Annotated in this window: 25 protein-coding genes and 3 pseudogenes; 11 read left to right on the top strand and 17 right to left on the bottom strand. The window is 62.8% G+C overall.

Annotation, left to right across the window (positions count from 1 at the left end):
* Window positions 1-7: 7 nt before the first annotated feature.
* From L1081_RS25880 to L1081_RS25865, 4 genes are read right to left on the bottom strand one after another with little or no spacing between them, the layout of a single operon-like run.
* Complete coding sequence (locus L1081_RS25880) at window positions 8-523, bottom strand: nuclear transport factor 2 family protein (protein WP_489417496.1); 516 nt, start codon at window positions 521-523, stop codon at window positions 8-10.
* Entirely contained in the window at window positions 520-1,830 is a 1,311-nt protein-coding gene (locus L1081_RS25875; protein WP_489417495.1) for a Rieske 2Fe-2S domain-containing protein, read from the bottom strand. The genes L1081_RS25880 and L1081_RS25875 overlap by 4 nt, the downstream gene beginning before the upstream one ends.
* 29 nt (window positions 1,831-1,859) lie before the next feature.
* Window positions 1,860-3,113 carry an FAD-dependent oxidoreductase gene (locus L1081_RS25870; RefSeq protein WP_489417494.1) on the bottom strand — a complete coding sequence of 418 codons (1,254 nt, stop codon included), beginning with the start codon at window positions 3,111-3,113 and terminating at the stop codon, window positions 1,860-1,862.
* Entirely contained in the window at window positions 3,110-3,427 is a 318-nt protein-coding gene (locus tag L1081_RS25865) for a Rieske 2Fe-2S domain-containing protein (protein ID WP_489417493.1), read from the bottom strand. Before L1081_RS25865 ends, L1081_RS25870 begins: the two co-directional genes overlap by 4 nt.
* 573 nt (window positions 3,428-4,000) lie before the next feature.
* On the opposite strand from L1081_RS25865, the gene L1081_RS25860 reads away from it, so the two are divergent.
* The 8 genes from L1081_RS25860 to L1081_RS25825 all read left to right on the top strand — a co-directional run bounded on the left by L1081_RS25860 (window position 4,001) and on the right by L1081_RS25825 (window position 13,827).
* Entirely contained in the window at window positions 4,001-6,382 is a 2,382-nt protein-coding gene (locus tag L1081_RS25860; RefSeq protein WP_489417492.1) for a molybdopterin cofactor-binding domain-containing protein, read from the top strand.
* On the top strand, window positions 6,379-7,230 hold the full coding sequence (locus L1081_RS25855; RefSeq protein ID WP_489417491.1) for an FAD binding domain-containing protein: 852 nt from the start codon (window positions 6,379-6,381) through the stop codon (window positions 7,228-7,230). Before L1081_RS25860 ends, L1081_RS25855 begins: the two co-directional genes overlap by 4 nt.
* Before the next feature lie 65 nt (window positions 7,231-7,295).
* Window positions 7,296-8,453, top strand: coding sequence for a 2Fe-2S iron-sulfur cluster-binding protein (locus tag L1081_RS25850; protein ID WP_489417984.1), 1,158 nt, complete (start codon window positions 7,296-7,298; stop codon window positions 8,451-8,453).
* A gap of 125 nt (window positions 8,454-8,578) precedes the next feature.
* Window positions 8,579-9,385, top strand: coding sequence for an alpha/beta fold hydrolase (locus L1081_RS25845; protein ID WP_489417490.1), 807 nt, complete (start codon window positions 8,579-8,581; stop codon window positions 9,383-9,385).
* A gap of 83 nt (window positions 9,386-9,468) precedes the next feature.
* Window positions 9,469-9,999 carry a MarR family transcriptional regulator gene (locus L1081_RS25840; RefSeq protein WP_489417983.1) on the top strand — a complete coding sequence of 177 codons (531 nt, stop codon included), beginning with the start codon at window positions 9,469-9,471 and terminating at the stop codon, window positions 9,997-9,999.
* A 270-nt stretch (window positions 10,000-10,269) separates the two neighbouring features.
* On the top strand, window positions 10,270-12,090 hold the full coding sequence (locus tag L1081_RS25835) for an acyl-CoA dehydrogenase C-terminal domain-containing protein (RefSeq protein ID WP_489417489.1): 1,821 nt from the start codon (window positions 10,270-10,272) through the stop codon (window positions 12,088-12,090).
* 206 nt (window positions 12,091-12,296) lie between these two features.
* Window positions 12,297-13,331, top strand: coding sequence for an IS110 family RNA-guided transposase (locus L1081_RS25830; RefSeq protein WP_489417488.1), 1,035 nt, complete (start codon window positions 12,297-12,299; stop codon window positions 13,329-13,331).
* Between the two features lie 331 nt (window positions 13,332-13,662).
* Entirely contained in the window at window positions 13,663-13,827 is a 165-nt protein-coding gene (locus tag L1081_RS25825; RefSeq protein WP_489417487.1) for a hypothetical protein, read from the top strand.
* A gap of 43 nt (window positions 13,828-13,870) precedes the next feature.
* On the opposite strand, the gene L1081_RS25820 is transcribed toward L1081_RS25825, so the two are convergent.
* Together L1081_RS25820 and L1081_RS25815 are read right to left on the bottom strand one after the other, a co-directional pair.
* Window positions 13,871-14,116 carry a hypothetical protein gene (locus L1081_RS25820; RefSeq protein WP_489417486.1) on the bottom strand — a complete coding sequence of 82 codons (246 nt, stop codon included), beginning with the start codon at window positions 14,114-14,116 and terminating at the stop codon, window positions 13,871-13,873.
* On the bottom strand, window positions 14,113-14,295 hold the full coding sequence (locus tag L1081_RS25815; protein WP_489417485.1) for a DUF3606 domain-containing protein: 183 nt from the start codon (window positions 14,293-14,295) through the stop codon (window positions 14,113-14,115). The genes L1081_RS25820 and L1081_RS25815 overlap by 4 nt, the downstream gene beginning before the upstream one ends.
* 236 nt (window positions 14,296-14,531) lie before the next feature.
* Between L1081_RS25815 and L1081_RS25810 the strand changes: the two genes are divergently transcribed.
* The gene (locus L1081_RS25810) at window positions 14,532-14,684 is read left to right on the top strand and encodes a hypothetical protein (protein ID WP_489417484.1); all 153 of its coding nucleotides are present in this window, start codon (window positions 14,532-14,534) and stop codon (window positions 14,682-14,684) included.
* Between the two features lie 316 nt (window positions 14,685-15,000).
* On the opposite strand, the gene L1081_RS25805 is transcribed toward L1081_RS25810, so the two are convergent.
* Window positions 15,001-15,225 (bottom strand): hypothetical protein, encoded by a 225-nt coding sequence (locus L1081_RS25805; RefSeq protein ID WP_489418027.1) that lies wholly within the window; start codon window positions 15,223-15,225, stop codon window positions 15,001-15,003.
* Between L1081_RS25805 and L1081_RS25800 the strand changes: the two genes are divergently transcribed.
* Complete coding sequence (locus L1081_RS25800) at window positions 15,190-15,564, top strand: autotransporter-associated beta strand repeat-containing protein (RefSeq protein ID WP_489417982.1); 375 nt, start codon at window positions 15,190-15,192, stop codon at window positions 15,562-15,564. The two genes, L1081_RS25805 and L1081_RS25800, sit on opposite strands and share 36 nt — an antisense overlap.
* Here the strand turns inward: L1081_RS25800 and L1081_RS25795 are convergent.
* The 9 genes and pseudogenes from L1081_RS25795 to L1081_RS25755 all read right to left on the bottom strand — a co-directional run.
* A pseudogene (locus L1081_RS25795) lies at window positions 15,534-16,121 on the bottom strand (IS21 family transposase); the annotation flags it as partial. The gene L1081_RS25800 and the pseudogene L1081_RS25795 sit on opposite strands and share 31 nt — an antisense overlap.
* Before the next feature lie 148 nt (window positions 16,122-16,269).
* Entirely contained in the window at window positions 16,270-16,899 is a 630-nt protein-coding gene (locus L1081_RS25790) for a nucleotidyl transferase AbiEii/AbiGii toxin family protein (protein WP_489417483.1), read from the bottom strand.
* A 62-nt stretch (window positions 16,900-16,961) separates the two neighbouring features.
* The gene (locus L1081_RS25785) at window positions 16,962-17,474 is read right to left on the bottom strand and encodes a helix-turn-helix domain-containing protein (protein ID WP_489417482.1); all 513 of its coding nucleotides are present in this window, start codon (window positions 17,472-17,474) and stop codon (window positions 16,962-16,964) included.
* A 303-nt stretch (window positions 17,475-17,777) separates the two neighbouring features.
* Window positions 17,778-18,017, bottom strand: a pseudogene (locus tag L1081_RS25780) (ISNCY family transposase); the annotation flags it as partial.
* 592 nt (window positions 18,018-18,609) lie between these two features.
* Window positions 18,610-18,984 carry a type II toxin-antitoxin system VapC family toxin gene (locus L1081_RS25775; RefSeq protein ID WP_489417481.1) on the bottom strand — a complete coding sequence of 125 codons (375 nt, stop codon included), beginning with the start codon at window positions 18,982-18,984 and terminating at the stop codon, window positions 18,610-18,612.
* Window positions 18,981-19,187: a type II toxin-antitoxin system VapB family antitoxin gene (locus L1081_RS25770; protein WP_145744535.1), complete on the bottom strand. Its 207-nt coding sequence runs from the start codon at window positions 19,185-19,187 to the stop codon at window positions 18,981-18,983. Before L1081_RS25770 ends, L1081_RS25775 begins: the two co-directional genes overlap by 4 nt.
* Window positions 19,188-19,700: 513 nt before the next feature.
* Window positions 19,701-20,594, bottom strand: coding sequence for a DNA-binding protein (locus tag L1081_RS25765; RefSeq protein ID WP_489417981.1), 894 nt, complete (start codon window positions 20,592-20,594; stop codon window positions 19,701-19,703).
* 279 nt (window positions 20,595-20,873) lie between these two features.
* A pseudogene (locus L1081_RS25760) lies at window positions 20,874-21,245 on the bottom strand (DNA-binding protein); the annotation flags it as partial.
* A gap of 557 nt (window positions 21,246-21,802) precedes the next feature.
* Entirely contained in the window at window positions 21,803-22,153 is a 351-nt protein-coding gene (locus L1081_RS25755) for a hypothetical protein (RefSeq protein ID WP_489417480.1), read from the bottom strand.
* Window positions 22,154-22,226: 73 nt separating this feature from the next.
* On the opposite strand from L1081_RS25755, the gene L1081_RS25750 reads away from it, so the two are divergent.
* Complete coding sequence (locus L1081_RS25750; protein ID WP_489417479.1) at window positions 22,227-22,385, top strand: hypothetical protein; 159 nt, start codon at window positions 22,227-22,229, stop codon at window positions 22,383-22,385.
* Window positions 22,386-22,452: 67 nt separating this feature from the next.
* Here L1081_RS25750 and L1081_RS25745 read toward each other — a convergent pair whose 3' ends face one another.
* Window positions 22,453-22,863, bottom strand: coding sequence for a hypothetical protein (locus tag L1081_RS25745; protein ID WP_489417478.1), 411 nt, complete (start codon window positions 22,861-22,863; stop codon window positions 22,453-22,455).
* Window positions 22,864-23,070: the final 207 nt, after the last annotated feature.

The raw sequence follows: 23,070 nt of genomic DNA, 5'->3' as shown, positions 1-23,070 counted from the left end.
GGTGGCCTCAGACGGGGTACGCCAAGGCGGTGTCGAGAATTTCCGTGTCGTGGATCACTTCACGGCTGGCAAGAAGCAGACGTTCGCCTTCGCGCACGAAGCGGTCGTGATAGACCCCTGCCAGATGCACCGTCGATGGGCCCTCCACCAGGGTCTGCATCAGGATGAAGGGCGTCTGGGAACTGATCGTGTTTCCCGTCTCTTGCAGTACGCGTGCAATCCCCAGCACATGCAGCATGTGTCGCGGCGCGAACATCTGCGAGTGCGCGACGGCGAGGGCGCGGTCGATGATCATGTCCAGACCCTCGCAGTAGATGAGTCCCACGGGCATGTTCAAAAGCGCGTTCTGGCGCGATGTCACGCGGTACGTCGCTTCCTGGCTGAAGAAGTCCGGCCAGCGTTCGACGTCGTTCGCATCCAGGGCCGCGCAGTACTCGACGTGAAACGACTCGATCTCGGCTCGCAGCTCGGCCGCGCGTCGGGGCGAGATGGTGGTCTTGGCGTAGGCGAGCCGATCCTTCATGCTGCTTTCTCCGCGACACGGATGTCCATCACGTCCCGGTAGTACTGGTAGAGGGAGCGGATACAGGACTCGGAGATGAGATTGCGTGCCGTGCCCTGGTGGCCGGCATCGAGCTTCACGACGTTGTTGTCCGTGGAAGAGTTGCGCAGGCCTTCCTGCACGAACTTCAAGGCCTCGTTGTCCTCGAGACCCAGGAAGCCGGCCGGGCCCATCAGATTGCCCTGACGCAGGCGGTGCCGTGTCATCTCCGGCGTGTCGTCCTCGTACCCGAACATCGTCCACTGCATCACCATGCTGTTCGGACCGTTCGGGATGATCTGGCGCACACCCATCGTGTTCATCTGGCGCTGAACGATGAGGTTCGGCCACATGGTCATCATGTTGGCGGACCAGGGCGACTTGAACTCCCGTACGTAGTCCAGGAACCGTTCGTCGCGCAACCGGAGGTTGTCGCTGAAGGAACGCATCTGCGCCTTGTCGTCGTCCGCGACAGTGGCATAGATCTCGTCCGGCTTGGCCGACGCCATGAAGCCATGGCGGCCATGCGCCTTGTCCGCGAACACGATCGACTTGATGCCGGGAACCAGCAGGCCAAACACCACGAGAAACGAATGCAGCAGCGTCGCGTGGTACGGGTCCTTGAGGTTCTCGTGGTACATCTTCCAGTTGCACGGAAGCTCGTTGCGGCAGTAGCCCAGGATCTTGAGTTTCTTGCCCGAGAAGGGGACGTCGAACTCTTCGACGATCTCCTGGGTCATGTACTCTTCCAGGGGCGGGGTCTTGTCGGAGTAGGTGGCGAACACCACGCCGTTGCGCGTGGCCACGCGCAACTGGCGGGTGCCGTGGTCGGCGTTCTTGAAGTCCGCCGGCATGCCACCGACCTTGTTGATGCCGCGCTTGAACGGAACGCCCTGCAGGTTGCCCTTGAGGTCGTACGACCACTGGTGGTAGGGGCAGACGAACTCCTTCGTATTGCCCTGGCTGGCGCGACAGAACTCCGCGCCGCGATGGGCACAGCGGTTCTCGAAGACGGAGATCGTGTGGTCCTCCGCGCGAACGATCACGACGGCCGTGGCGCCTACATAGCCGCGCTTGTAGTCGCCCGGGTTGGGAATCTCCGCTTCCAGGGCGACAAAGTTCCAGGTGTCGCCGCGAAAGATGCGCTCGATCTCCTGGTCATAGATCGCCTGGCTGGTGTAGACCCAGTCCGGAATGTTGTTCATGGCGTCCGCTGGCCAGACGCACTGTTCCAAGGGCGGGTTCTTTCGGGCATTCGTGATGCCGATGACCGCCTGCGATTGATACATGAAAGCTCCTTAGCTTTGAGAGAGGTGGTTTAAGCGGTGATGGCGACGTGGGCCTGCATCTGCTTGGCCCATGCGCGTAGAGGGATGGCGTCCCGTTGAAAGTCCTCCAGCTGCACGGGGCGCCCGCGTTCGAAGAGAGGGCGAACGGCTCGCAGATCGGCGCCTGCATTGATGGCGACGCCGTGCAAGGGGACAGAACCCCGATGGCCGATCCACAGCACCTTGTCGTCGGCCGGGTCGCCGCGGCGCACATATTCGAGATCGCTGGCCGGCAGGCCCAGCATCTGGATGTTGTGTTTCCCCTGGTCGGTCCAGAACCACGGCACCGCGGGTGCAGGAAGAGGCAGGCCCAGCATGGCGGCAGCGGCCGTGCGCCCCTGCTCGTTCGCGTTCTGCCAGGATTCGAGGCGCGTTGGCGCCGCCTGGCCTGGGCGGCGCTGGCTGGTGCAATCGCCACATGCAAACACGTGTGCGTCGCTGGTGCGGCAGGACGTGTCGACCAGAATGCCGCCGCCTGCCGCGATCTGCAGCCCCGCATCGCGCGCCAGCGCGTCGTTGGGCAACAGGCCGATGGCGACGACCACCTCATCCACTTCCAGCTCGCCGGTGCTGGTGCTCAGGCGCGACCGACCGGCCGGCAGTGAATGGATGCCGCTGCAGGACGCGCCGAGCAGGAGCGTTGCGCCCGCTGCGCGCATTCGCGATTCCAGCCATGCCGACGCCTCCCGCGGCACAAAGCGATCGAGCAGGGCTGTGGCGCGTTCGAGCACCGTCACCGACGCGCCTGCGGACAGTGCCGAGTGGGCGATTTCGAGGCCGAGGAACCCCCCGCCAAGAATTGCGACTTGCGGCTTTCCTTGAAGGGCTGCGCGCAGCCTGCGCGCGTCATTCAGGGTCCGGATGTAGTGCACACCCGGGCGGCCGGCCGGAACGGACGCGAGCGTGACCGCCTCGCCGCCGGTGGCGAGCAGGCAGAGCTCGTACCCGAGCACCTGCCCGTCCGCAAGGCGGACGTGCTGCTGCACAAGGTCCAGTGCAACGGCATCGCTGCCGCTGAGCAGGTCGATCTTGCTGCGCGCCCAGGATTCATCCGTGAGGACGTCGAGCCGGGGGGCGTCGGCAGCCATCAGGACGGCCTTGGACAAAGGCGGGCGCTCGTACGGTCTGTGGCGCTCCCGACCCACCATCGTGATGCGCCCGCTGTAGCCCTGCTCGCGCAGGGCGTGTGCCGCGACAGCCGCCGACTGGCCCGCACCAACGATGACGATGCCGCGCGAGGTCATTTGCCGGCAGGCGACCACACGTAGATGTGATCGCCCTCCCGCTTCACGGCATGGGTGCGCAGGTCCACGGTGACCGGCGCACACATCGCTTTGCCCGTACGAATGTCGAAGCGGCCCTGATGCAGGGGGCATTCGACACAACCGTCTTCCACGTAACCCTCCGACAGCAAAGCGGTGGCATGGGTGCACATGCTGTCGGTGGCGAAAAACTCGTCGTCGATGCGGTACAGCGCGACACCGTAACCAGCGACATCGACCGTCTTCGCTTCATCGTTGCTCAGCTCTTGCGCCGAGGCGACCTTGATCCAATCCATGGCTCCATCCAGTCGTTGAAAGATCCGAAATAAATACTCAGTGAACTGTCATATTAGTAGGATAAGTTGGTCTTTTCAAGTGCGGGTTTGTACTTGTTGGCACTGCACCAGAGTGGATGGAAACGCATCGGAAAAAGAGCGAAGAATGTGCATGTTCATTAGGTATGGCACCAAATGAGTGAGTTCATGGCGTCAGGGTTTTCATCAAGAAACGCTGCCTTCACACGCGCGGACAGCACGTCTATACTTCTGCATGTGTACTGTCATAAAACAGGAATGAGGCCGTGGGCGACGCGCTGACAACTGCGATGCGAATGGTGGGATTCGGCAGCTGAACATCTCGAATTCGCGCGCACATCGGGCGCGCCTGGTCGAGGTCATGGCTTCGCTCGGGGGCTTTCGATGAGTCAGCGATGCGGCGGCGAACGCGGCGCACGAAGTGCTGTCACGCGCCAGCTTCGCGGGACCATCGGTGCGCATGAGTGAGCAGCCACTGGGATCGCTGGGACAGTGCCGCCGTGTCGCACATCCTGTGCGGTGCACGGGGAAAATTAGTCAAGCAAAAGGAAACGCATGAACCAAGCAGACATTCCGGCGAGAGTGCTCAAACGCGAGGGCATCGGAGCCCGTGTGCCTCGCAAGGAGGATGCGCGCCACATGGTGGGCAAGGGCAACTTCGTGGGCGACTTCGTATTGCCGGGTCTGCAGGAGGTCGCGTTCCTGCGCAGCCCTCTGGCGCACGCCACCATCACGGGTGTCGAGATTCCGGAAGCGATTGCGGGGAAGGTGTTCTTGCGCGAGATGATGCCGGATGCGGCGGACATCGGTTCCCCTTCTTCGCTACCCACATACCAGTACTCGGCCTTGCCGCCACTGGCTTCGGGCAAGGTACGGCACGTGGGAGAGGCGGTCGCCATGGCTGTTGCGCCCACGCGTGCAGTGGCGGAAGACCTGCTCGAGGAGGTGCAGGTCTCCTATGACGAGCTGCCCGTCTACCACGGCGCGGAGTCCTCTCTTGCGGCGAAAGGAGACTTCCTCCACCCTGGGTGGAAAGACAATGTGTTTCTCACGCTGCGGGCCAATCGCGACTTCGATGAACTTGCCGCGAAGGCGGAAGTGAAGGTCAGTCGCACCGTCGAGCTGTCGCGTCAGTGCATCGTGCCGCTGGAGGGCAAATCGGTGCTGGCCTACTGGGATTTCCAGGCCGATCAACTCGTGGTCGTCAGTGCGACGCAAGTCCCGCACCTGCTGCGCGTCGGTATCGCCCAGCACCTCTCGATGAACGAGGAGGCGGTGCGCGTGGTATCTCCGGACGTGGGAGGCGCCTTCGGCTACAAGGGGCAGCTGTACCCCGAAGATCTGTGCATCGCCTGGCTGGCCAAGACGTACCGGACCCCATTTCGCTATCTTGAGGATCGGCGTGAGCATCTGATCGTCGGCGCCAACACGCGGCAGCATCACTACCAGCTCACTGCCTACGCGGACCGCACGGGAAAGCTCCTCGCGTTGGACGCTGTCATCACCATCGACGGCGGTGCCTATTCCTACTATCCCTTCTTCGTCGGTCTGGAGCCTGGTCAGGCAATCGGCAACCTGCCGGGGCCCTACACCTTCCGCGGCTATCGTTGCGAGACCCTGTGTGTCGCGACCAACAAGCCGGGCTTCATGGCCTACCGCGGCGTGGCGCGCACCGGCGTGTGCTTCGCGATCGAGCTCCTCATGGACGCCGTGGCGCGTGAAGTGGGCCGAGAGCCATGGGAGGTCCGCATGGACAACCTGGTCCCGGCCGCTGCCATGCCCTACGTCAACGTGGCCAACAAGCACTTCGACAGCGGTGACTTCCCCGCAAGCCTGCGCCGCGCCGTGGAGATGATCGGACTGGCTGCTGTGCGTGACCGGCAAGCCCGGGGAGAGCCGGACGGACGTCGGATCGGTTTCGGAACGGCAACCTACACGGAGCAGTCCGCGCACGGCACGACCGTGTTCGCCAACTGGGGATTGCCGGTGGTGCCTGGTTTCGATCAGGCGGTGGTCAGGATGACCGCGGATGGCGGACTGGAAGTGCGCGTCGGCGTGCACTCGCATGGCCAGGGCATGGAGACCAGCTTCGCGCAGATCGCCAATGATGTGCTGGGCATTCCTGTTGCCCGGATCCGGGTGGTGCATGGCGACACCGCGCTCACGCCCTTCTCCTCGGGGACCTACGCGTCTCGGGCCACCGTCATGTCCGGAGGCGCCATCTCGACGGCGTGCAAGGAACTGTTGCCTCGCATCCAGTCGATCGCCGGCTATCTCATGGGGGTGGACCCGCAGACCGTCGCGTTGGTCGAGGGGTTCGCGGTCGCCGGGGAAAAGTCGATTCCGCTGTCCCAAGTGGGCGGCGCGTGGTACCTCACGCCACAGGACCTGCCCGAGAACGTGCATCTCGGTGGACTGGAGGTTTCGCGTGCATACAAGCCCAGGGTCGACACGGGTACCTTCACCTATGCCACCCATGCGGTCGTTGTCGCCGTCGACACGCAGACAGGCGAGGTCGAGATCCTCGACTACGTCGTCGTCGAGGATTGCGGCACCATGGTCAATCCGATGATCGTGGAGGGGCAGACCATCGGGGGCATCGCGCAGGGCATCGGCACCGCGATGTACGAAGAAAGCCCATACGATGACCAAGGCCAGCCCCTGGCTTCCACGCTGGCCGACTACATCCTGCCTGGCGCCACGGAAGTGCCGCGCATCCGCATCGAGCACTTCGAGACCCCTTCGCCGCACACCGAGTTCGGTGCCAAGGGCGTGGGGGAGGGGGGCGCGATCGCGCCGCCCGCGGTGATCTTCAACGCCGTGAACGACGCGTTGCGGGGCACGGGCGCTGCCGAGGTGCTGATGACGCCCCTGACGCCACGCCGCTTGCTCAAGGCCCTCGAAAGCGCGAAGCCGCAACAGGAGCTCGTCAAATGAAGGCTGCGAAATTTGCATACACGCGGGTCTTCGACGTGGATGAGGCGATCCAGGTGCTGGCCAAGGGCGGCGGCACGGCCAAGGCGATGAGCGGAAGCCAGTCCTTCGGTCCCATGCTCAACTTGAGACTGGCGCGACCCGCGCAAGTGGTCGACATCGCCCATATCGCGGTGCTGCGCGCCGTCAGTCGCAAGGGCGAGTGGGTCGAGATCGGCGCTGCCGTCACGCATGCCGAGATCGAGGATGGTGTGTACCCGCCGCTGGCTGCGCATCCCATGCGCCAGGTCGCGGGTGGCATCGCCTACCGGGCCATCCGAAGCCGCGGCACCGTCGGAGGCAGCCTGGCGCATGCAGATCCGGCTGCGGACTGGGTGGTGACGCTCGCTGCACTTGGTGCCCGCATCGTGCTCAGGTCGCCGCGCGGCGAACGCACGATCGAGGCGGACGGCCTCATGCTCGGCGCCTATACGACCGTGCTCGAGGCTGACGAGTTGATCGTGGCGATCCATGTGCCATCCGAGACGCCGAGCACGCGCTGGGGGTATCACAAGGTCTGCCGCAAGCCTGGGGAATTTGCCGAAGCCAGCGCAGCGGTCTATTTCGATGTCTCGCGCAAGCGTGCACGCGTGGTTCTGGGGGCAGCGGACGGGCCCCCGATCCTCTTGGACGAGTTCGCGGCGGAAGTTGCCAGCAAGGGTGCGCAGGCTGCGGGGCGTGAAAAGGTCAGCGCGGCCATTGGCATCGCGCTTCCTGATCGCGACGTTATCGACCGGAAGCTCTTCACGGCCTGCGTCGAGCGCGCGCTCGAGCAGTCCGGTGTCTTTTCCAACCACAAGCCAGCGGAGTAAGAGACTTGAACCCCATCTCTATTCAGGTCAACGGCCGCGGCTTCAGCCGGCAGGCGGAACCGCGGATGCATCTTGGTGACTTCCTGCGGGACGAGCTGCGCCTGACAGGAACCCATCTTGGCTGCGAGCATGGCGTCTGCGGCGCATGCACGGTGCTCGTCAACGGGCAACCGACGCGCTCGTGCATCACTTTCGCCGTGGCATGTGAAGGCCAGGAGGTCACCACCATCGAGGGCTACGACGATGATGCGGTGATGCAGAGGCTGCGTCCGGCGTTCACGCGTCATCACGCACTGCAGTGCGGCTTCTGCACACCCGGCATGCTCACCACGGCGCGCGACATCGTGCTGCGTCTGCCCCACGCCGACGAGGCGCGCGTGCGCCTGGAGCTGTCCGGGAACCTGTGCCGCTGCACCGGCTACCAGGGCATCGTGGACGCCATCCTGGATGTGCTGCAACAGCAGCGTGACGCCCCCGACACGCAAGTCGAAAAGCTGCGGCAGACGCTGAGCCTGCCGCGAACCGTGGCACTGGGCCCGGTCACGACGCCGAGCCAGGCGCAGCCGCCAGCGCGTTCGACCGCCAAGCCGCCCACGGCGGATCCGGTGGCTGCCGCGGAAATGGCGGAGGTCGATCCCGTCGCGATGGCCAAGGCCAAGGCCAAGGGCAACGCGATCGAAGTGCATTTCGATGTGCCCTATCCCGCCGATCAGGTGTGGGAATTCATGGGCGACCTGCCTGCCGTTGCGTCCTGCTTGCCCGGTGCGACCATCGACTCGCACGAGGGAGAGCGGGTCAAGGGCACCATCGCGATCAAGTTCGGTCCGATGTCGGCGGCATTCGCTGGTGCAGCGCGGCTGGAGCGTGACGACGTTGCCAGGCGCGCAGTCCTGCGCGGTGCAGGCCAGGACAGCCTGAGCAAGTCGCGCACCCAGGGAGACATCACCTATCGCCTGGAAGCACTGACGGCGGGCAACACTCGTGTCCACGTGGACATGATCTATGCCCTCCAGGGTCCACTGGCGCAATTCTCGCGCTCCGGACTCGTGAAGGATTTCGTGCGCCGCATGGTCGCGGACTTCGGCAAACAGATCACGCGACGGTTGGGCGGGAAAACGGTTGCGTCCAATGAACCACAATCCACGGTTTCCGTCGCCGGGATGATGTGGAGCGTGCTCTGGAGTCGCATCCGTGGCTGGTTTGGAAAACCGCCGCAGCCCTGACATGGCTCGCTCCAGGTGCGATGAGCAAAACACGCGAGCGATTGGATGGTGCTTTCACCGCAGCTTCCAACGGGACGCTGGATCCTCGGATACGGGCGAGTGAGTGGATCTTTTTTGGAGTCTCAATGAGTTCCTTTCTCCATGGCTATCACGTGCGCGCGAACGGAGTGCGGCTGCACCTCTTGCGCTACGGTGGGCAGGGCCCTCGACTGCTCCTGTTGCCGGGAATCACGAGTCCTGCAATCACCTGGGGCTTCGTCGCCGAGCGATTGGCTCGGCACTTCGACGTCCATGTCCTTGACTTCCGGGGGCGCGGTCTGTCCTTCAGCGCAACGGGAATGGTCGCGAGCCTTGATGCCATGGCGGCCGATGTGCTGGACCTGCTGAATGTCCTGGGGTGGTCGTCCGTGACGCTGCTGGGTCACTCAATGGGCGCCCGCGTGGCGATTCGCGCCGCGGCGCGCGATCCGGGACGTATGGATAGGCTGCTGCTTGTCGATCCGCCCATGTCCGGCCCCGGGCGCCGGCCTTACCCAGTCCCCCTGTCTTGGTATGTCGAGTCGATCCAAATGGCTGTCAAGGGCATCACGGCCGAAGAGCTTCGCCCCTATGCACCCACCTGGTCAGACGAACAGTTGCAGCTTCGGGCCGAATGGCTTCATACCTGCGACCAGGATGCCATTGTCCAGGCGCATGCTGGCTTCCATGAGGACGACATCCACGCCGATCTACCCAAACTGCAGACGCCGGGCCTTCTGATGGCGGCCGGCCGAGGAGGGGTGATGCTGCCGGAAGACCTTGCTGAGATCGAGGCTCTCGCGCCTGGATTGTCGCAATGCACGGCCTTGAATGCCGGGCACATGATCCCGTGGGATGACGAGGAAGATTTTTATCGCTTGCTTGGTGATTACCTGAAGGTCGACCTGCGTTAGCGCAACCTGAAGCGCGGTTTGGTTTCCATTCACCCTCAAGGGAGTCGATAAACTCGTCGGCTGACACCTTCAGCGATCTCGAGATAATGACAAAGCGTTCTCCCGCTCAGAAAAAGACAGTCGGCTCGGCCGATGTGGCAAAGCAACCGGTCCTGGAGCCTTTCAATCCATTGCGCCAGGTCATGTGGCGTCGCCCGGGTTTCCTCATCCGCAGGCTGACCCAGATCGGACAGGCGATCTTTTTCGATCTATGCAAGTCCGAGAGCATCACGCCGCTTCAGGTCGGCATGCTGACAGCGCTTTCGATGAACCCTTGGCTGGATCAGAAAGCGATCGGTCGAGAGCTTTCGCTGGACAGGACTACGACGGCGGAAGTGCTCAAACGTCTCAGTGACAAGGGGTTGGTCGAAACCCGCGTCAACCCGGACGATCGTCGGTCAAGACTGTCGGTGATCACCACGGATGGGCTCAACCTGATCAACGACTTGCAAGAGAGCATTCATCGCTCCCAGGAACTGCTGATCGAACCGTTGTCGCCGGAGGATCGCGCTGTCTTCATGAGGTTGCTTGCGCAGCTTGTCGATGCACATGAAAAGAAGGAAAAGGAAAGCTGAGTCGCCGGATGGAGTTTTCGTCTTTCACAGGCGGATGAATTTCGGCGCACTGATTACTTTCAGCGCCCATATCCCTTGGTGATCGTTCGCAGCAGCTGCCGTCTTCGTGCGACTCGGTATCTCCGTGGATCGGTCTTCTGCTGATTTCTTTGGCTGTCCCTTGAGAGTCGTGGGAAGCCGGCCACGCCCCAGGCTCTTGGGAATTGGTTGACCGGTACGCAAGTTGTGTTTACTAAGTAATTTGGGACTGCTTTTGGAAGCAGGATTGAGATGAGCTACATCGCCCCCCTCAAGGACATGCTGTTCGACATCGAGCACCTGGCCAACATCGGCGAGATCGCCAGGCTGCCGGGCTTCGAGGACGCCGGCCTCGAAACCGCGCAGGCCGTGCTCGAGGAATGTGCGCGCTTCAACCAGGACGTGGTTGCGCCGCTGAACATCGAGGGCGACCGCAATCCCTCGTCCTTCAAGGACGGCCAGGTCACGACCACGCCGGGCTTCAAGGAAGCCTTTGCGCAGTACGTGTCGGGCGGCTGGCAGGGCCTGCAGCATCCGGCGGATTTCGGCGGCCAGGGCCTTCCCAAGACCATCGGCGCGGCCTGCGGCGAAATGCTCAACTCGGCCAACATGAGCTTCGCGCTGTGCCCGCTCCTGAGCGATGGCGCCATCGAGGCGCTGCTCACGGCGGGCTCCGACGAACTCAAGGCGGTGTACCTCGAGAAGCTGGTGAGCGGGCAGTGGACCGGCACCATGAACCTCACCGAGCCGCAGGCCGGCAGCGACCTTGCGCTGGTGCGCAGCCGCGCCGAGCCGCAGCCTGACGGCACCTACAAGGTCTTCGGCACCAAGATCTTCATCACCTACGGCGAGCACGACATGGCCGAGAACATCGTGCACCTGGTGCTGGCCCGCGTGACCGGCGCGCCCGAGGGCGTGAAGGGCATCAGCCTGTTCGTGGTGCCGAAGTTCATCGTGGGCAAGGACGGGTCGCTCGGCGAGCGCAACGACGTGCACTGCGTGAGCATCGAGCACAAGATGGGCATCAAGGCCTCGCCTACCGCGGTGCTGCAGTATGGCGACGGCATGGCGGCGAGCATCGCAGACAGCGCCGGACCCGGCGCTGTGGGCTACATCGTCGGCCAGGAGAACCGCGGCCTCGAGTACATGTTCATCATGATGAACTCCGCCCGCTATGCCGTGGGCATGCAGGGCATCGCGATTGCCGAGCGTGCCTACCAGCACGCCGTGGCTTATGCGAAAGACCGCGTGCAGAGCCGCCCGGTCGACGGGTCGATGAACGCGAGCGCGCCCATCATCCACCACCCCGACGTCAAGCGCATGCTGATGACCATGCGCGCCTACACCGAAGGCTGCCGCGCGATGGCCTCGGTGGCCGCCGCCGCCTACGACGCCGCGCACCACCACCCCGATGCCGAGGCGCGCAAGCAGAACCAGGCCTTCTACGAATTCATGGTGCCGCTCGTGAAGGGCTACAGCACCGAGATGAGCCTGGAAGTGACCTCGCTCGGCGTGCAGGTGCATGGCGGCATGGGCTTCATCGAGGAGACCGGCGCGGCGCAGTACTACCGCGACGCCAAGATCCTCACGATCTACGAAGGCACCACCGCCATCCAGGCCAACGACCTCGTGGGCCGCAAGACCGCGCGCGACGGCGGCCAGACCGCCAAGGCCATTGCAGTGCAGATCGAGAAGACCGAGGCCGAGCTGGCCAAGAGCGACAGCGCGGCCGCCGCGGCGGTTCTCAAGCGCCTTAAGGCCGCACGCGAAGCTTTCGTCGAGGTGGTCGACTTCGTCGCGGGCCAGACCAAGGCATCGCCCAATGCGGTGTTCGCGGGCAGCGTGCCCTACCTGATGCTCGCGGGCAACCTCGTGGCGGGCTGGCAGCTGGCACGCTCGCTGATCATTGCAGAGGACCTGGTGTCGCACAGCGTCGACGTGGACTTCATGCAGGCCAAGATCGCCACCGCGCGCTTCTACGCCGAGCACATCCTTGCCAAGGCGCCGGGCCTGCGCGACAGCATCGTGGACGGCGCTGAAAGCGTCACGGCGCTGCCAGCCGATATGTACTGACTGGAATGATTCGAAGGCGAAGTTCTTACTGCCAAGTATCAATTCCTCGTGCTTGATGAATGTCGACTTACTCCCGACGAACCAGGGAATTCATCGCGAGGTGTCCGTTCAGCGTAAGCAATGGGATGGACGCCCCCACCCATACCGGCATTCGCGTGCCACAGTGGAAGTGTCACCAACCACTTGAACCGAAAGGGGCGTCCACCATGAAGATTACGACTGTTGGCATCGACCTTGCCAAGAACGTGTTCCAGGTCCACGGCATCGACGAGCATGGCAAGGCAGTGTTGAAGAAGCAGTTGCGGCGCAACCAGATGGCTGCGTTCTTCGTCAACCTGTCGCCTTGCCTGATCGGCATGGAGGCTTGCGGCAGCGCGCACCACTGGGGTCGCAAGCTGCAGAGCATGGGCCACACGGTGCGGCTGATGGCTCCACAGTTCGTCAAGCCCTACGTCAAGACCAACAAGAACGATGCCGCCGATGCAGAAGCCATCTGCGAAGCGGTCGGGCGGCCTAACATGCGCTTCGTCCCGGTGAAGAACGTCGAGCAACAAGCAGTCCTGGCGCTGCACCGGGTCCGGCAGGGATTCGTACGGGCGCGCACTGCGCAGGCGAACCAGATCCGCGGGCTACTGGGCGAGTTCGGCCTCATCGTGCCGCAGGGCATCAGCCACATCGCCAAGCGTGTCCCCGAGCTGATCGAAGACGGTGCCAACGAACTGCCGGGTGCGTTCCGACTGCTCATCCAGCGGCTGCTTGATCACCTCAAGGAGCTGGATCGCCAGGTCGAGGAACTCGAAGACAAGATTCATGCATGGCATCGCAGCAGCGACCTCAGCCGCAAGCTGGCCATGGTCCCTGGCATAGGGCCGATTACCGCCAGCGCGCTGGTCGCATCGATCGGTGATGCGAAGAACTTCGACGGCGGCCGGCAGGTTGCTGCCTGGCTCGGCTTGGTTCCCCGGCAGCATTCCTCGGGTGGAAAGTCAAACCTGCTCGGCATGAGCAAACGTGGCGACACCTACCTGCGGACATTGTTGATCCACGGCGCGCGCTCGGTGATCTACCGCGTGAGCCAGCGGGCCGACGCATGCAGTTGGATCAGCTCAGTCGTCAACCGACGAAACAAGAACGTGGCCGCAGTGGCACTCGCGAACAAGAACGCGCGAATCGTGTGGGCGCTGCTTGCGCATGACAGGCAGTTCGACGCCGGCTACGTTCGCAGCACAGCGGCGGCCTGAGTCAGAATAACCAGCAACTACAACGTCAGGGAGAACAAACCACCGATTGCTAAGGCGATCATGAAGTGATGGCAAGACAGGTCAGACCGTGGTTGGCAAAGCCCGCGCCGGACGAGGCACCCAGAGTGCATGTAAGCGATCGAGGCGTCAACCAGCAAATCTCATCAGGGACAGCGGCTCAAAAGGCCGCGTCAAAGTCCGGATGTACGGGTGCAATCTTTACCTTCGAGTCGTTGCAGATTGAGAGCTTGGCATAGGGGGCGTCCATGTACGTCCGGGCAACTCGCCTTGACGACGAGTGCAGCGGTCAACGCTGCCGCCTAGGCGCACCGTGACAGAACGCACGGACTTCATGCACATCACGACGCTCGACGGTCGCAATGAAGCTTCAATCGCCGGCCTCAAAGAGTATTTGATGGAAGGACGCCATCTGAACAAGAACGATGAAAACTCGTTCGAAACTCCAGACGGTGGGCTTCAGCTGATGCGCGTGTAGTGGATAGCGGAACCCCTCAGCGCTTCGGCATGCGTTCCCGCGCTTACCCGACAGGGCTCACGTCTTCGTCGTCACCAGTGGTGCGAGGGCCGACGCGCTCGTCCGGGGCGTAGCCTTCCAGCGCCCGGACGCCGGCCTGCAGAGCATCGAGCCACATGCCATAAGGTTCGTCGGCCGACTCGAGCTCCGTCCACTGACTGGCGTCGTCGCCTTCTTCCATGAGCACCCAGTAAAAGTGCCCGGGGTCAGGCTCGTCAACATGGACGCAGATCCGACGCAGGTGGCTCATTCAGGCCTCTGCGCGAGATATTTCCGAACCGCGTCTGCCGAATTGCCGCCGGCCTCCACGGCGAATCGCAGCTGATCCTCCGTGCAGCCTAGGGTCTCCGTCCACGATCGCACCTCGTGCGGCTCATCCAAGGCGACCAGTTTGCGATCCAGTCCGGTCTTCTTCGGGTCGTCTGCCATTTCTTTGCTCCTGATGCCGCCGCGTCCCATTGGGCGCGTTGCCCCTAAGATGGTTGAATTGAAAGACTGGAGCCGTCACCGGGTGCCGCCTTTTCCCGGAGTGCTTCTCCTACGTCGGGCGTCTTGGACCCCGCCCGCCGGGCTTGTGGGGTCTGAAAGTCAGTCCGTCACGCGTTGGGTCAATATTTGGGCCATGAACAATCCGGCTCGTCGCGAACCAAGGAGAAGTTATGCCAATGAATTTCCTGCGCCGCATCGAGGACGCCTCGTTTCCCCTGGCCATCCATGACGAGGCAGACATTCAGTGCGCAGCTGTGCTAGTCGCTGCCGAGCTTATTGAAGCGAACCTCCCCGGTCCCGACGCCCCCGCCCGGGCCGCGGGGGCGTGATCCTGCGCATAACTCCGCAAGGGCGAGCAGAGCTCAACCGCGCGCGGGACCCACAACAATAAAAGGCGCAGGATCTCGCTGCACAGCAGACACGAAAAAGCCCGCACGAGGCGGGCTTGGAGATTTGGTCGTGAACTCTCACGCGGTCCACGGTTACGGCAAATTTTCACTTGCGGAAGCCACCTGTTGTTTTTCTCGTCGTAGTGACTTCGACGCGCCGGTGTGAGATTCGTCTTGACTGGCCAGTCAACACCCAAATCAAGTTGAGGCGAGGTTTGATTGTATCAGGGCTGGGAGTCGCTCCCACCGCCCGGGCTCAAGAGGTTCGTGGCTTCTTGCGGTGATTGGTGAGCGCCGTTCGTCCCATCCAGGTGATCCGCGCCACCCGGGCTCGCCTGTCCTCGTGGCCAGCCCGGGTGATCGTTGCATCCAGATAGCCGACAGCGTGCAGCAATTCGACGCACCTGATCTTGGCGTGATCCGCTTCCTCCAGAGGGAAGCTGGCATGCTCAATTTCTTGGAGGGAGTCGATGGGCAGCACGGCAGCGCTTTCGTCGGGCGTCCGAACGATCGCATCGATACTGCTGAACCGCCTGAGCCAGAGTGCCTGAAATATTCACCAGCTCGTGTCGGAGATTTCTTCCAGGGCGTTCAGCCCTTGGGCTCCAAGCACCCCTTGCTGTGTTGCCGCGGTGCCCGCCCGTCCGCAAGACAGGAAGGTCACAGCAACTGGAAGTCTCGGGTGAATTGCATCGAGGTTTGCATGGGCGCTGGCACGTTCACCATGCTGACCGGTGCGATCGGCGGCGCTGGCGCGCTGACCAAGACCGATGCCGGCACCCTGGTGCTCACGGCGAACAACATCCATAGCGCCTCCTGAAGGCCGCTCGCCAATGCCTGGAAGCTCTCGCCACCCAGGACGATGCACGCATGGCGCCAGCCGCTGTGCGCGAACGCAAACTGGTACAGCCGGTGCGGCAAGATCACCCCGACGATGGTGATGGCCAACTCGTCGCACACCGTGAAGTCCGACAGGCCGAGCCGGCCAGGCGGATGCTCCTGGGCGAAGAAGATCTCGCGCTCGCCACCGTGCTCGGCGCGCCACTGCCGCACTCTGCGCTGCAGGGTGCGCAACACCGCGCCGTCAAAGCGCTGTGGGTATCGAAGCTGCAGTTCCTCCAGCACCGTCACCGCCATCAGCCCAGGGGCCGCCTCCAGCATCGGCACGACCTCCGCCGCCCACACCTCGGTCAGCGGGTCGACGCGCGTGCGCCAAGTCCGCGCAGGCTTTTGGGAGGGCAGAAGAACCGTTGATTCGATCCGGCGCGCGCTGGCCACACTCACCCCAGCCTTGGCAGCCGCCACCTCCTGGCTGTGCTTGCCGCGCAGTTCCTTGTACTTGGTCACTTGATGATCCGATATGCGTTTGCCGGGCAAGGTGGCTGCCTCCTCTAGAGGCAATCCACTTTAAAACCCGACCGCAAACGCACCCCGGGCGCGCGCGTCAACCGCTCAGGATAGTTGTCGTCGACCGCTCAAGATAATTGTCGTCCGCCAGCCTCCAGAGCTCGCGATATGCCGAAATCTACTGCGCCCCGTTCTCCCTAGGCTTGGCTCGTTCTTTGGGCGGGAGTACGGGAGCCAATATCGTGTGAGCGAGTGTCAAGCACTCCCAGAATGGCATCTGAAAAGAACGAGATTCGATCATGTCGAACTCGAGTTCTGTGGCTTCCGCTCGATCTTCGAGTCGCTTCAGGAACGCCGCAGCGTGTCGCTCCATATGTGGAAGCGCAATGCCAATGGCCTCCGGTTCGAATGTGGCCACGGCGCAAAGATCGAACAGGTCGCGTGCCTTTGCTTCATTGCCACGATGCCACATCTTCTTAGCAATGACTTCTGCCGACGTTTCGACGCGGATTGGGCGCCCCTTGTAGTCGACGATCTCGAAGTTCGGCTCCGTCAGCGGTGCGCCGACCACAACATCGATCTCTCCAGCGTCGAGTTGCAGCTTGATGAACTGCGCGTTCTCTTCATACTCGCTGGTGAGATCCTCAGCGGGACCGCCGAAGCGCGGGTTCACATAGCCTAGGTACTGCGGGTCCGGCACAAACAGATCGATGTCCTTGCTGAATCGATGATCGAAGCGGAGCATCAGCACCGTGCCGCCTCCGAACGTCCAGGGTGGCTCCACAGTGACCTCTTCCAGATGGGACATGAGTCGTAGCGCCGCAGGCCAAAGCCTGCGCCATGGGCCCACGCGACTGAAATCGACCCTGGTCATTGCCACACGCGCCTGAAGCACTGGAGATCCTGCGCCAGGCGCCGCATCTGACTCCAGACCTGAGCGCGAGCAATCCCCTTCTCAAGGTGAAGTTCGTCGACCACTTTAGCAAGCAGCGACATTGGCGCTTCATCGAGCAGGACCTGAAGATGTGGCCGGATCTGCTCCGGCGTGTCGCCCCTGAGCAGTGCACGTTCCAACTGCCTGGCAGTCATCGCAGATCTATAACTCACGCTTGCAGTGGCCGCGGCGCGGTCCAGTGCCGATCTGCTCGGTCGGGATTTCTTATCAGCGGGGGAGGGCGTTGTCGCGCTCACGTGCATTGACAACCCGATGGAGTCCAGCAGCTCCTCTGCTCTCGTGATACTCAAGTTGCCGATGGACTGCTTCTCGACGGCGCTGATAGTCGAGCGTGAAAGGCCGCTGATATGCGCAAGGGTCTCCTGAGTAAGGCCCATCTCTGTACGGCGCAGGCGGACAGCATTGCCAATTTCGTGAAGAGTGGACATATGCATATTGTGCCAAGGACTGGCTCATATGTGCAATATATTGGACACGAAGGACGCGGGCGCTGTGTCGGCCCGATGCCCCGAACTGCATCCGTGTGCCTAGTGGAACGGCCGGCAGAAAGACTGAGGCCATCCTTGCCAATCATTTAAGCCGAAGGGTGCCTGGGGATTGCTTGGCAAGTGAAGACACGTGGGGCGCTCAACGGCTCGACGACCTAGAAGCTTTTCTGGCATTGCCCGCGTTGGCGCACGGCGGCACGGGTACAGGCAGATGACGGCAACTGGTTGGCAGGTCGAAGTAGGGATCAGCTCGCCGACGCACGCTCGACGGTTGCGCGGTCGGTGGACCTTGGCCGCCATCGTTTGCTGGGCGTCCACAAGCCTGCAGCCAACATCAACGCCCGAACAGCTGCTGAGCACGACTCCATGGCATTCCTGCAGCTTCTCGGCTGCCAGTGTCAATCCGAAGTCGGCGTAACGCTGGCGGATGATCGTGATGGCACGCTCGGAAATCCCTGGGGCTAGTTGCTCATCGCTGGGTTTCTATTCGGGCCAAACGCGACATTACTATTTGGGGCCTACAAATTTTCTAGATACAAGTTTAAGAGCGAGCTGCACTGAGAAGCGACCCCGGAACGCTGCGAGCCGAGGTCTCTTCTGGAGCTTGGCGCAACTACTTGCTCTGCGGCCAGCATCCTTTGCATACCGCTCCGGGGATGAGTCTGGCAACCTGGCTTGCGTTGCTGGATCCGTGAGTGGCGCAGTCTTGCCGGCGTGGTGAAACCATGCGCAATAGGACAAAAGATGTTGAATCGCAGCCATTGGGGGCGCTGCGGGAGCGCCGTAGTGGGCCTCAGGAGCGCACCTTCAATGAAGAGGACGCCCAACGGGGCCACCCGCGCATTGTTCGCTGCCGCCTTGGCGCTAAGGTCAAAGGACAAGCGTTCCGTTCGTTCCTTGCAGCCCAGTAGCGCATCGCCGCCTTGTACGAGTCGCGCGTGTGTTGGACTCGCCTTCGGCCATTAATTCGTGCGCGACTTCCTCAGCCATCTGTGAAAGTTGGCCGGGGCCTAGCAGCGCATGATCGCGCTTGAGAGGCGTCAAGGACCGATTCGACAGCCTTTCGGCTGGGGCTTCAGTGGATGCCATGAGCGACCTTGAAGCGCTGCGCCAGCTCCGACAGGTGCCGGTCCAGGGTCCATAGCCGTGCGCCAGGAGTGATGAGGGTCGATGCGAGTAGCGCCATGTCGACGAATCCGCACCCGAGCCCGTACAGTTTTTCGCGCTCGATCAGTTCCAGCACCTCATCCAGCGTTGCTTGATGGCATGTCCTCAGCAGGCTCAGACTGCCAAGGGCGTGCTCCCGCGGAGAAGGTGGTTTGCCACAGGCCAGCTCAGCGAGCACCAGCGGATGGGTCAAGGCGAAATCCGAGCCGACCAGGTGCGCGAGTGCGGCGTTGCCGCTGCGGAAATGGTCGACCCAAACAGACGTGTCTACGAGCACGCTCATGACGAGACAGGGTCGCTCCGACGACGCGGCACGTCCTTGATGTCGGGCGCCGCCCCTCCGAGCGCAATGAGGCGCTTGCCCGCCTGAACACGCACGAAGGTCCGGAAGGCTTCCCGAAAAATTTCCGTTTTGTCCATGTCCGGATCGGCCATTTCCAAGGCTTTCTCGAAAAGAGAATCTTCGATGGTGACAGTGGTGCGCATGATCGGCCCGAATCCATTTTGATGCAATATGACATCAATTTTATCATCTGAACGGCCGTTGCGAAAGCTGTGCCCGTCTTGTGTTTATGGTCCCGACTGTCCCCATTTTTTTGTGAAAACGTCGGAAGTTTTCGTCGCTGCAGGCGAACCTCCCAGAAAGCAGGGGCGCGAGTTCGGTTGATGTCAAAGGAATTACTAGAACCACATGTAGGGATCAACCGGAAACCTCAGTGGCAAACTGCCTGATCTTAATTTAACATAAGATACATTGTTTAATTTTCTTCGTGGCATTCCACACCGGGAAGTCCTTCCCGACGGCGCCGTCTTCGCATTCGAGCCCGCGGGAACAATAAATTGCAGACACTTTGGCAATAACTTCCGGACGGCTTTGCAATAAGCTCCAGACAGCCGCGCAAATCGAACAGTAAATTCCGGACAGCCGCGGTGAACGAAGGAGCGACTTGGCGCGCAAATGACGCCGTTCTGGGTTCGAGTGAGACTTTCGCGCTCGACCTAAGCACTCGCCGCGGAGCCGCCATGAGACTTGTCCTTCAACGCTGCGGCAAGTAGGCTTCGTGTGGCCTGATGCGCTTGCTCCTCGGACGCCAAACGCTGGCGCAACTGTTCAATGGTGGCGAGGCTTTCGGTGGGCGCGTTGCACCCCTCATCACGCGCGCGGGCCAATTCTTTCTCGGCGTGAAGTTTTCTCTCCTGTTCCTTCAGGAGGTCGGCAAGCGCTAGTCGTGTCGCAGAGCGCTCTTGCTCAATTTCCGAAAGCAGGCGCTTTTCGCGTTCTGCCGCTCGCTCCTCGGTCTCCCGATTTTCCGCCGCTCTCTGGGTCTCCCCCTGCGCGAGAGCGCGACGCTGTCGTTCTTGCTCAGCATGCGCCTGAGCGAGCTGGTGCTTAAGGCGTGCTGCTTCGCGCTCGCTCTCATGTTGCGCGCGCGCGGCATCTTCGAGCTGCTCCTGTACCGAGCGTAGGGCCTGATGAGCCGACACAAGCGCGCATTCCAGGTCACCGCGGGCTTGCGCGAAGGAGGCCTGTTCCAAACGCAGTTGTGCGCTTTGAGCCTCGAAGTACGCCCTGTGCCGTTGCTCAGCCGCTTGAGCGTCGGCTTCCCGACGCGCGAGTGCGTTGCGCGCCTCAGTTTGCGCCTCCTCCCAGAGCTTGCGCACAAACGTGTCCATGAAAGGGGGCATTTTTTGATCGTGCGCGACCTTGGGCGATTCGACCGCCACGGCAACATTTGCTGCGTTAGTTGGCGCAGCGCCCGGACCTTTGGTGAGCCGCGTGGCGAGTGTCGCGAACCAGCGCTCGAGCATAGGGCTGACGGTATTGGGCGAGCCGCCCCCAAGTTTCTGACGTACCCGCTCGATAGTGGGACGTAGTCCTTCCGTCAGCAGCATGTCTGCCGCAGCCCAAACCTGGTGCTCCTGGACCCCACGCGGCCCTCGACGTGCACTTTCGCCATCGCTCGTTGATCCTGAGGGCGCATGCGGCGGATTTGGGCTCGTGGAGTCCGAAAGCATGGGTCTAGGCGGGAAGTCAGTTGCCTTGGGTAGAGGCGTTCGATGTCCATCACCCGGCACCTCAGGGGTCCCAGGTGCCTCGGTCGCGCGGCTCGGCGTGCTCCCAAGATTGTTGGCGAACCGCTTACCCAGCACGCCGTACCAGCGCGTCAGCATTGGGCTGACAGTGTTGGGCGAACCACGCCCGAGCTTCTGGCGCACGCGCTCGATTGTCGGATGGAGTCCCGCGATCAGCAGCGCGTCGGCGGCGGCCCAAACACGGTGCTCCTGGATTCCGCGCGGAGTTGGGTGTGCGCCTTCGGCGTCGCTGGGAGGTTCCGAAGGCGCGTGGGGGGAACTCGGGACTGGTAAAACTGCGGACTCCACTGCCTCAGATTCGGCGCTCGAGGATCCAGGCGTGGCGGAGGAACGGGCCACGCCGCTCTGCTCGCCTCCATCAGAGGGCTCCGGCCGATCGTCATGCACACCGGGAGGTTGAGGGGCGATTCCAGATTCGGTGGGTGGCGGCGGGGTGTTCTCCGAGGCCATGCTTGCTCCAGTGCAATTAGGGTTCGACGATGGGGAGGACTCAATTTTTAATCCAGATGAGCGACTGGTGCTTCAGCATTTCGGCACTCTCGACCCTCACGCGAATTCGGTGATAGCCGTTCAGCTGGACGGAGGTCAAGCCGGGATACGGCCAGTTTTAGCTCATAAGCGCCAAAAATCATTAAGACTGACATGTCTATGCGAAATGCCTGGCTCGGAGCTGCCGCCGACTGTGCGGCGAAACCGCGAGCCGGCAAGTGGTTCACCCGTCTACTCGCCTGGTTTGTCGCTTGGCTCCACTCTGACTGCGCCAACTCATCGTGACTTGTAATTCGCGGCTTTCTGCCTTCAATCTTCCCGGTCAGGCAGAGGGCCGGCGTGCCGCAGCGCCGATCAATCTCACGGAGGCAGAGGCCGAAGCGCAACCCCCATGTCCCGCCAATGCTCCGGGTGACAGGTGAACAGCAGCACCTGGTGCCGCTGCGCCGCATCGAACAGAGCGCGCTTCATCTGCGCCGGCCGAGGCGCATCGCTGGGCACCAGCGCGTCATCCAGGATCAGCAGGGTCGGGCGCCCGCTTCCTGCAACAGGTCGGCATACGCGAAGCGGCTGTGAGCCGCAGCTGCTCGCGCGCCGAAGCTCAGCTCTTGCAGCTGCCCGCTCTCGACGGCGCCACCAGCGTTGAGGCGCGTCAGAGTGGCGGGCGCAGCCCGGCGTCCATGTGCATGGTCGCTCCGGGCACCAGCAGCGGCAGGTAGTGCTGCATGCGCGCCTGCAACGGCGCCTGCAGGCGGGGTCAGCGTCGCCTGGCGTTTCTCTTCGAGCTTGCGGCACAGCAGCGCGAGTGCATCGGCGCGGCGCTGCAGCTCGATTTGCCGGCGCCGCGCCTGGGCAAGTTGCCCCGCCACGGCCTCCCGCTGTTCTTCCAGGCCCTGCGCCCCCGGCCAGCTGCAGCGTGTTTTCGAGAACCAGCAACTGATCGTGGCGCAGATGGCTGCGTGTGAGCTGCTCGATACGGGCGGTCAGCGCCTCGACCTCGGCGCCCACCGTCAGCCATTGCTTGCTGGCCTGCGCATGGCGTTGCTGCCGGCCTGGGTCCGCGAGCGCGGCCTGCGCAGAGGCGAGTTCACGCTGCGCTGACGCGCTTGCTTCCTGAGCCGCCGATTGACGGCGCTGTGCCTCGACGAGCGTCTTCTGTGCGGCCTTTTCAGCCACTATCACGGCCTGCTGCGCGGCTTCGGCTTCCTCGATCGACAGGGCCGGTTCTGCCGCTCGCGGCGGAAGGCGTTCGAGCGCCGCATGCGCGGTGGTGCTGCGCGAGCTTGATCTGCGCGTCGAGATCGGCCGACCGCGACCGAGCCTCCGCGATGTCCGCTACGCCATGTGCCCGCAGTGCCGCGCCCAGTGCATCGCGGGCATCCCCGTGCGCGCGCGCAAGTGCCACTAGGTCGTCACCGCCCGGCGTAATGACCAACTGCCCGCCTCCGGGCAGGCGCAGCGTGGCGGGTGCGTCGATGAGCCGTTCGCCCTCCCCGCGCAACGCGTGGGTTTCGCTGCGCGCTTGCAGTTCGAGCGGCGCCTGGCCTTCAGGCACCACAAACTGCAACCGGGTGGCCACGGCTTGGCGGCGCAGATCGGCATCGCGCTCGCACGTACATGGGCCGCATGGCTGATGACGTCGTGAAAGCGTACGGGAACTCGATCTGGAGCATTGGGTGCTGACGTAGGGTCGTCCCGTATATGGGCACCTACCGACCATAAATTTGTAGGTCCCCGCTTACACTCCTGAGGCTGCTACACAACTTCTAGCAGTGAGGAGTTCCCG

This window comes from Variovorax sp. MSC1_012 (genome assembly GCF_023667525.1).
Taxonomy (GTDB): Bacteria; Pseudomonadota; Gammaproteobacteria; order Burkholderiales; family Burkholderiaceae_C; genus Variovorax; species Variovorax beijingensis_B.
This window is presented reverse-complemented; position numbering and strand designations above follow the sequence as displayed.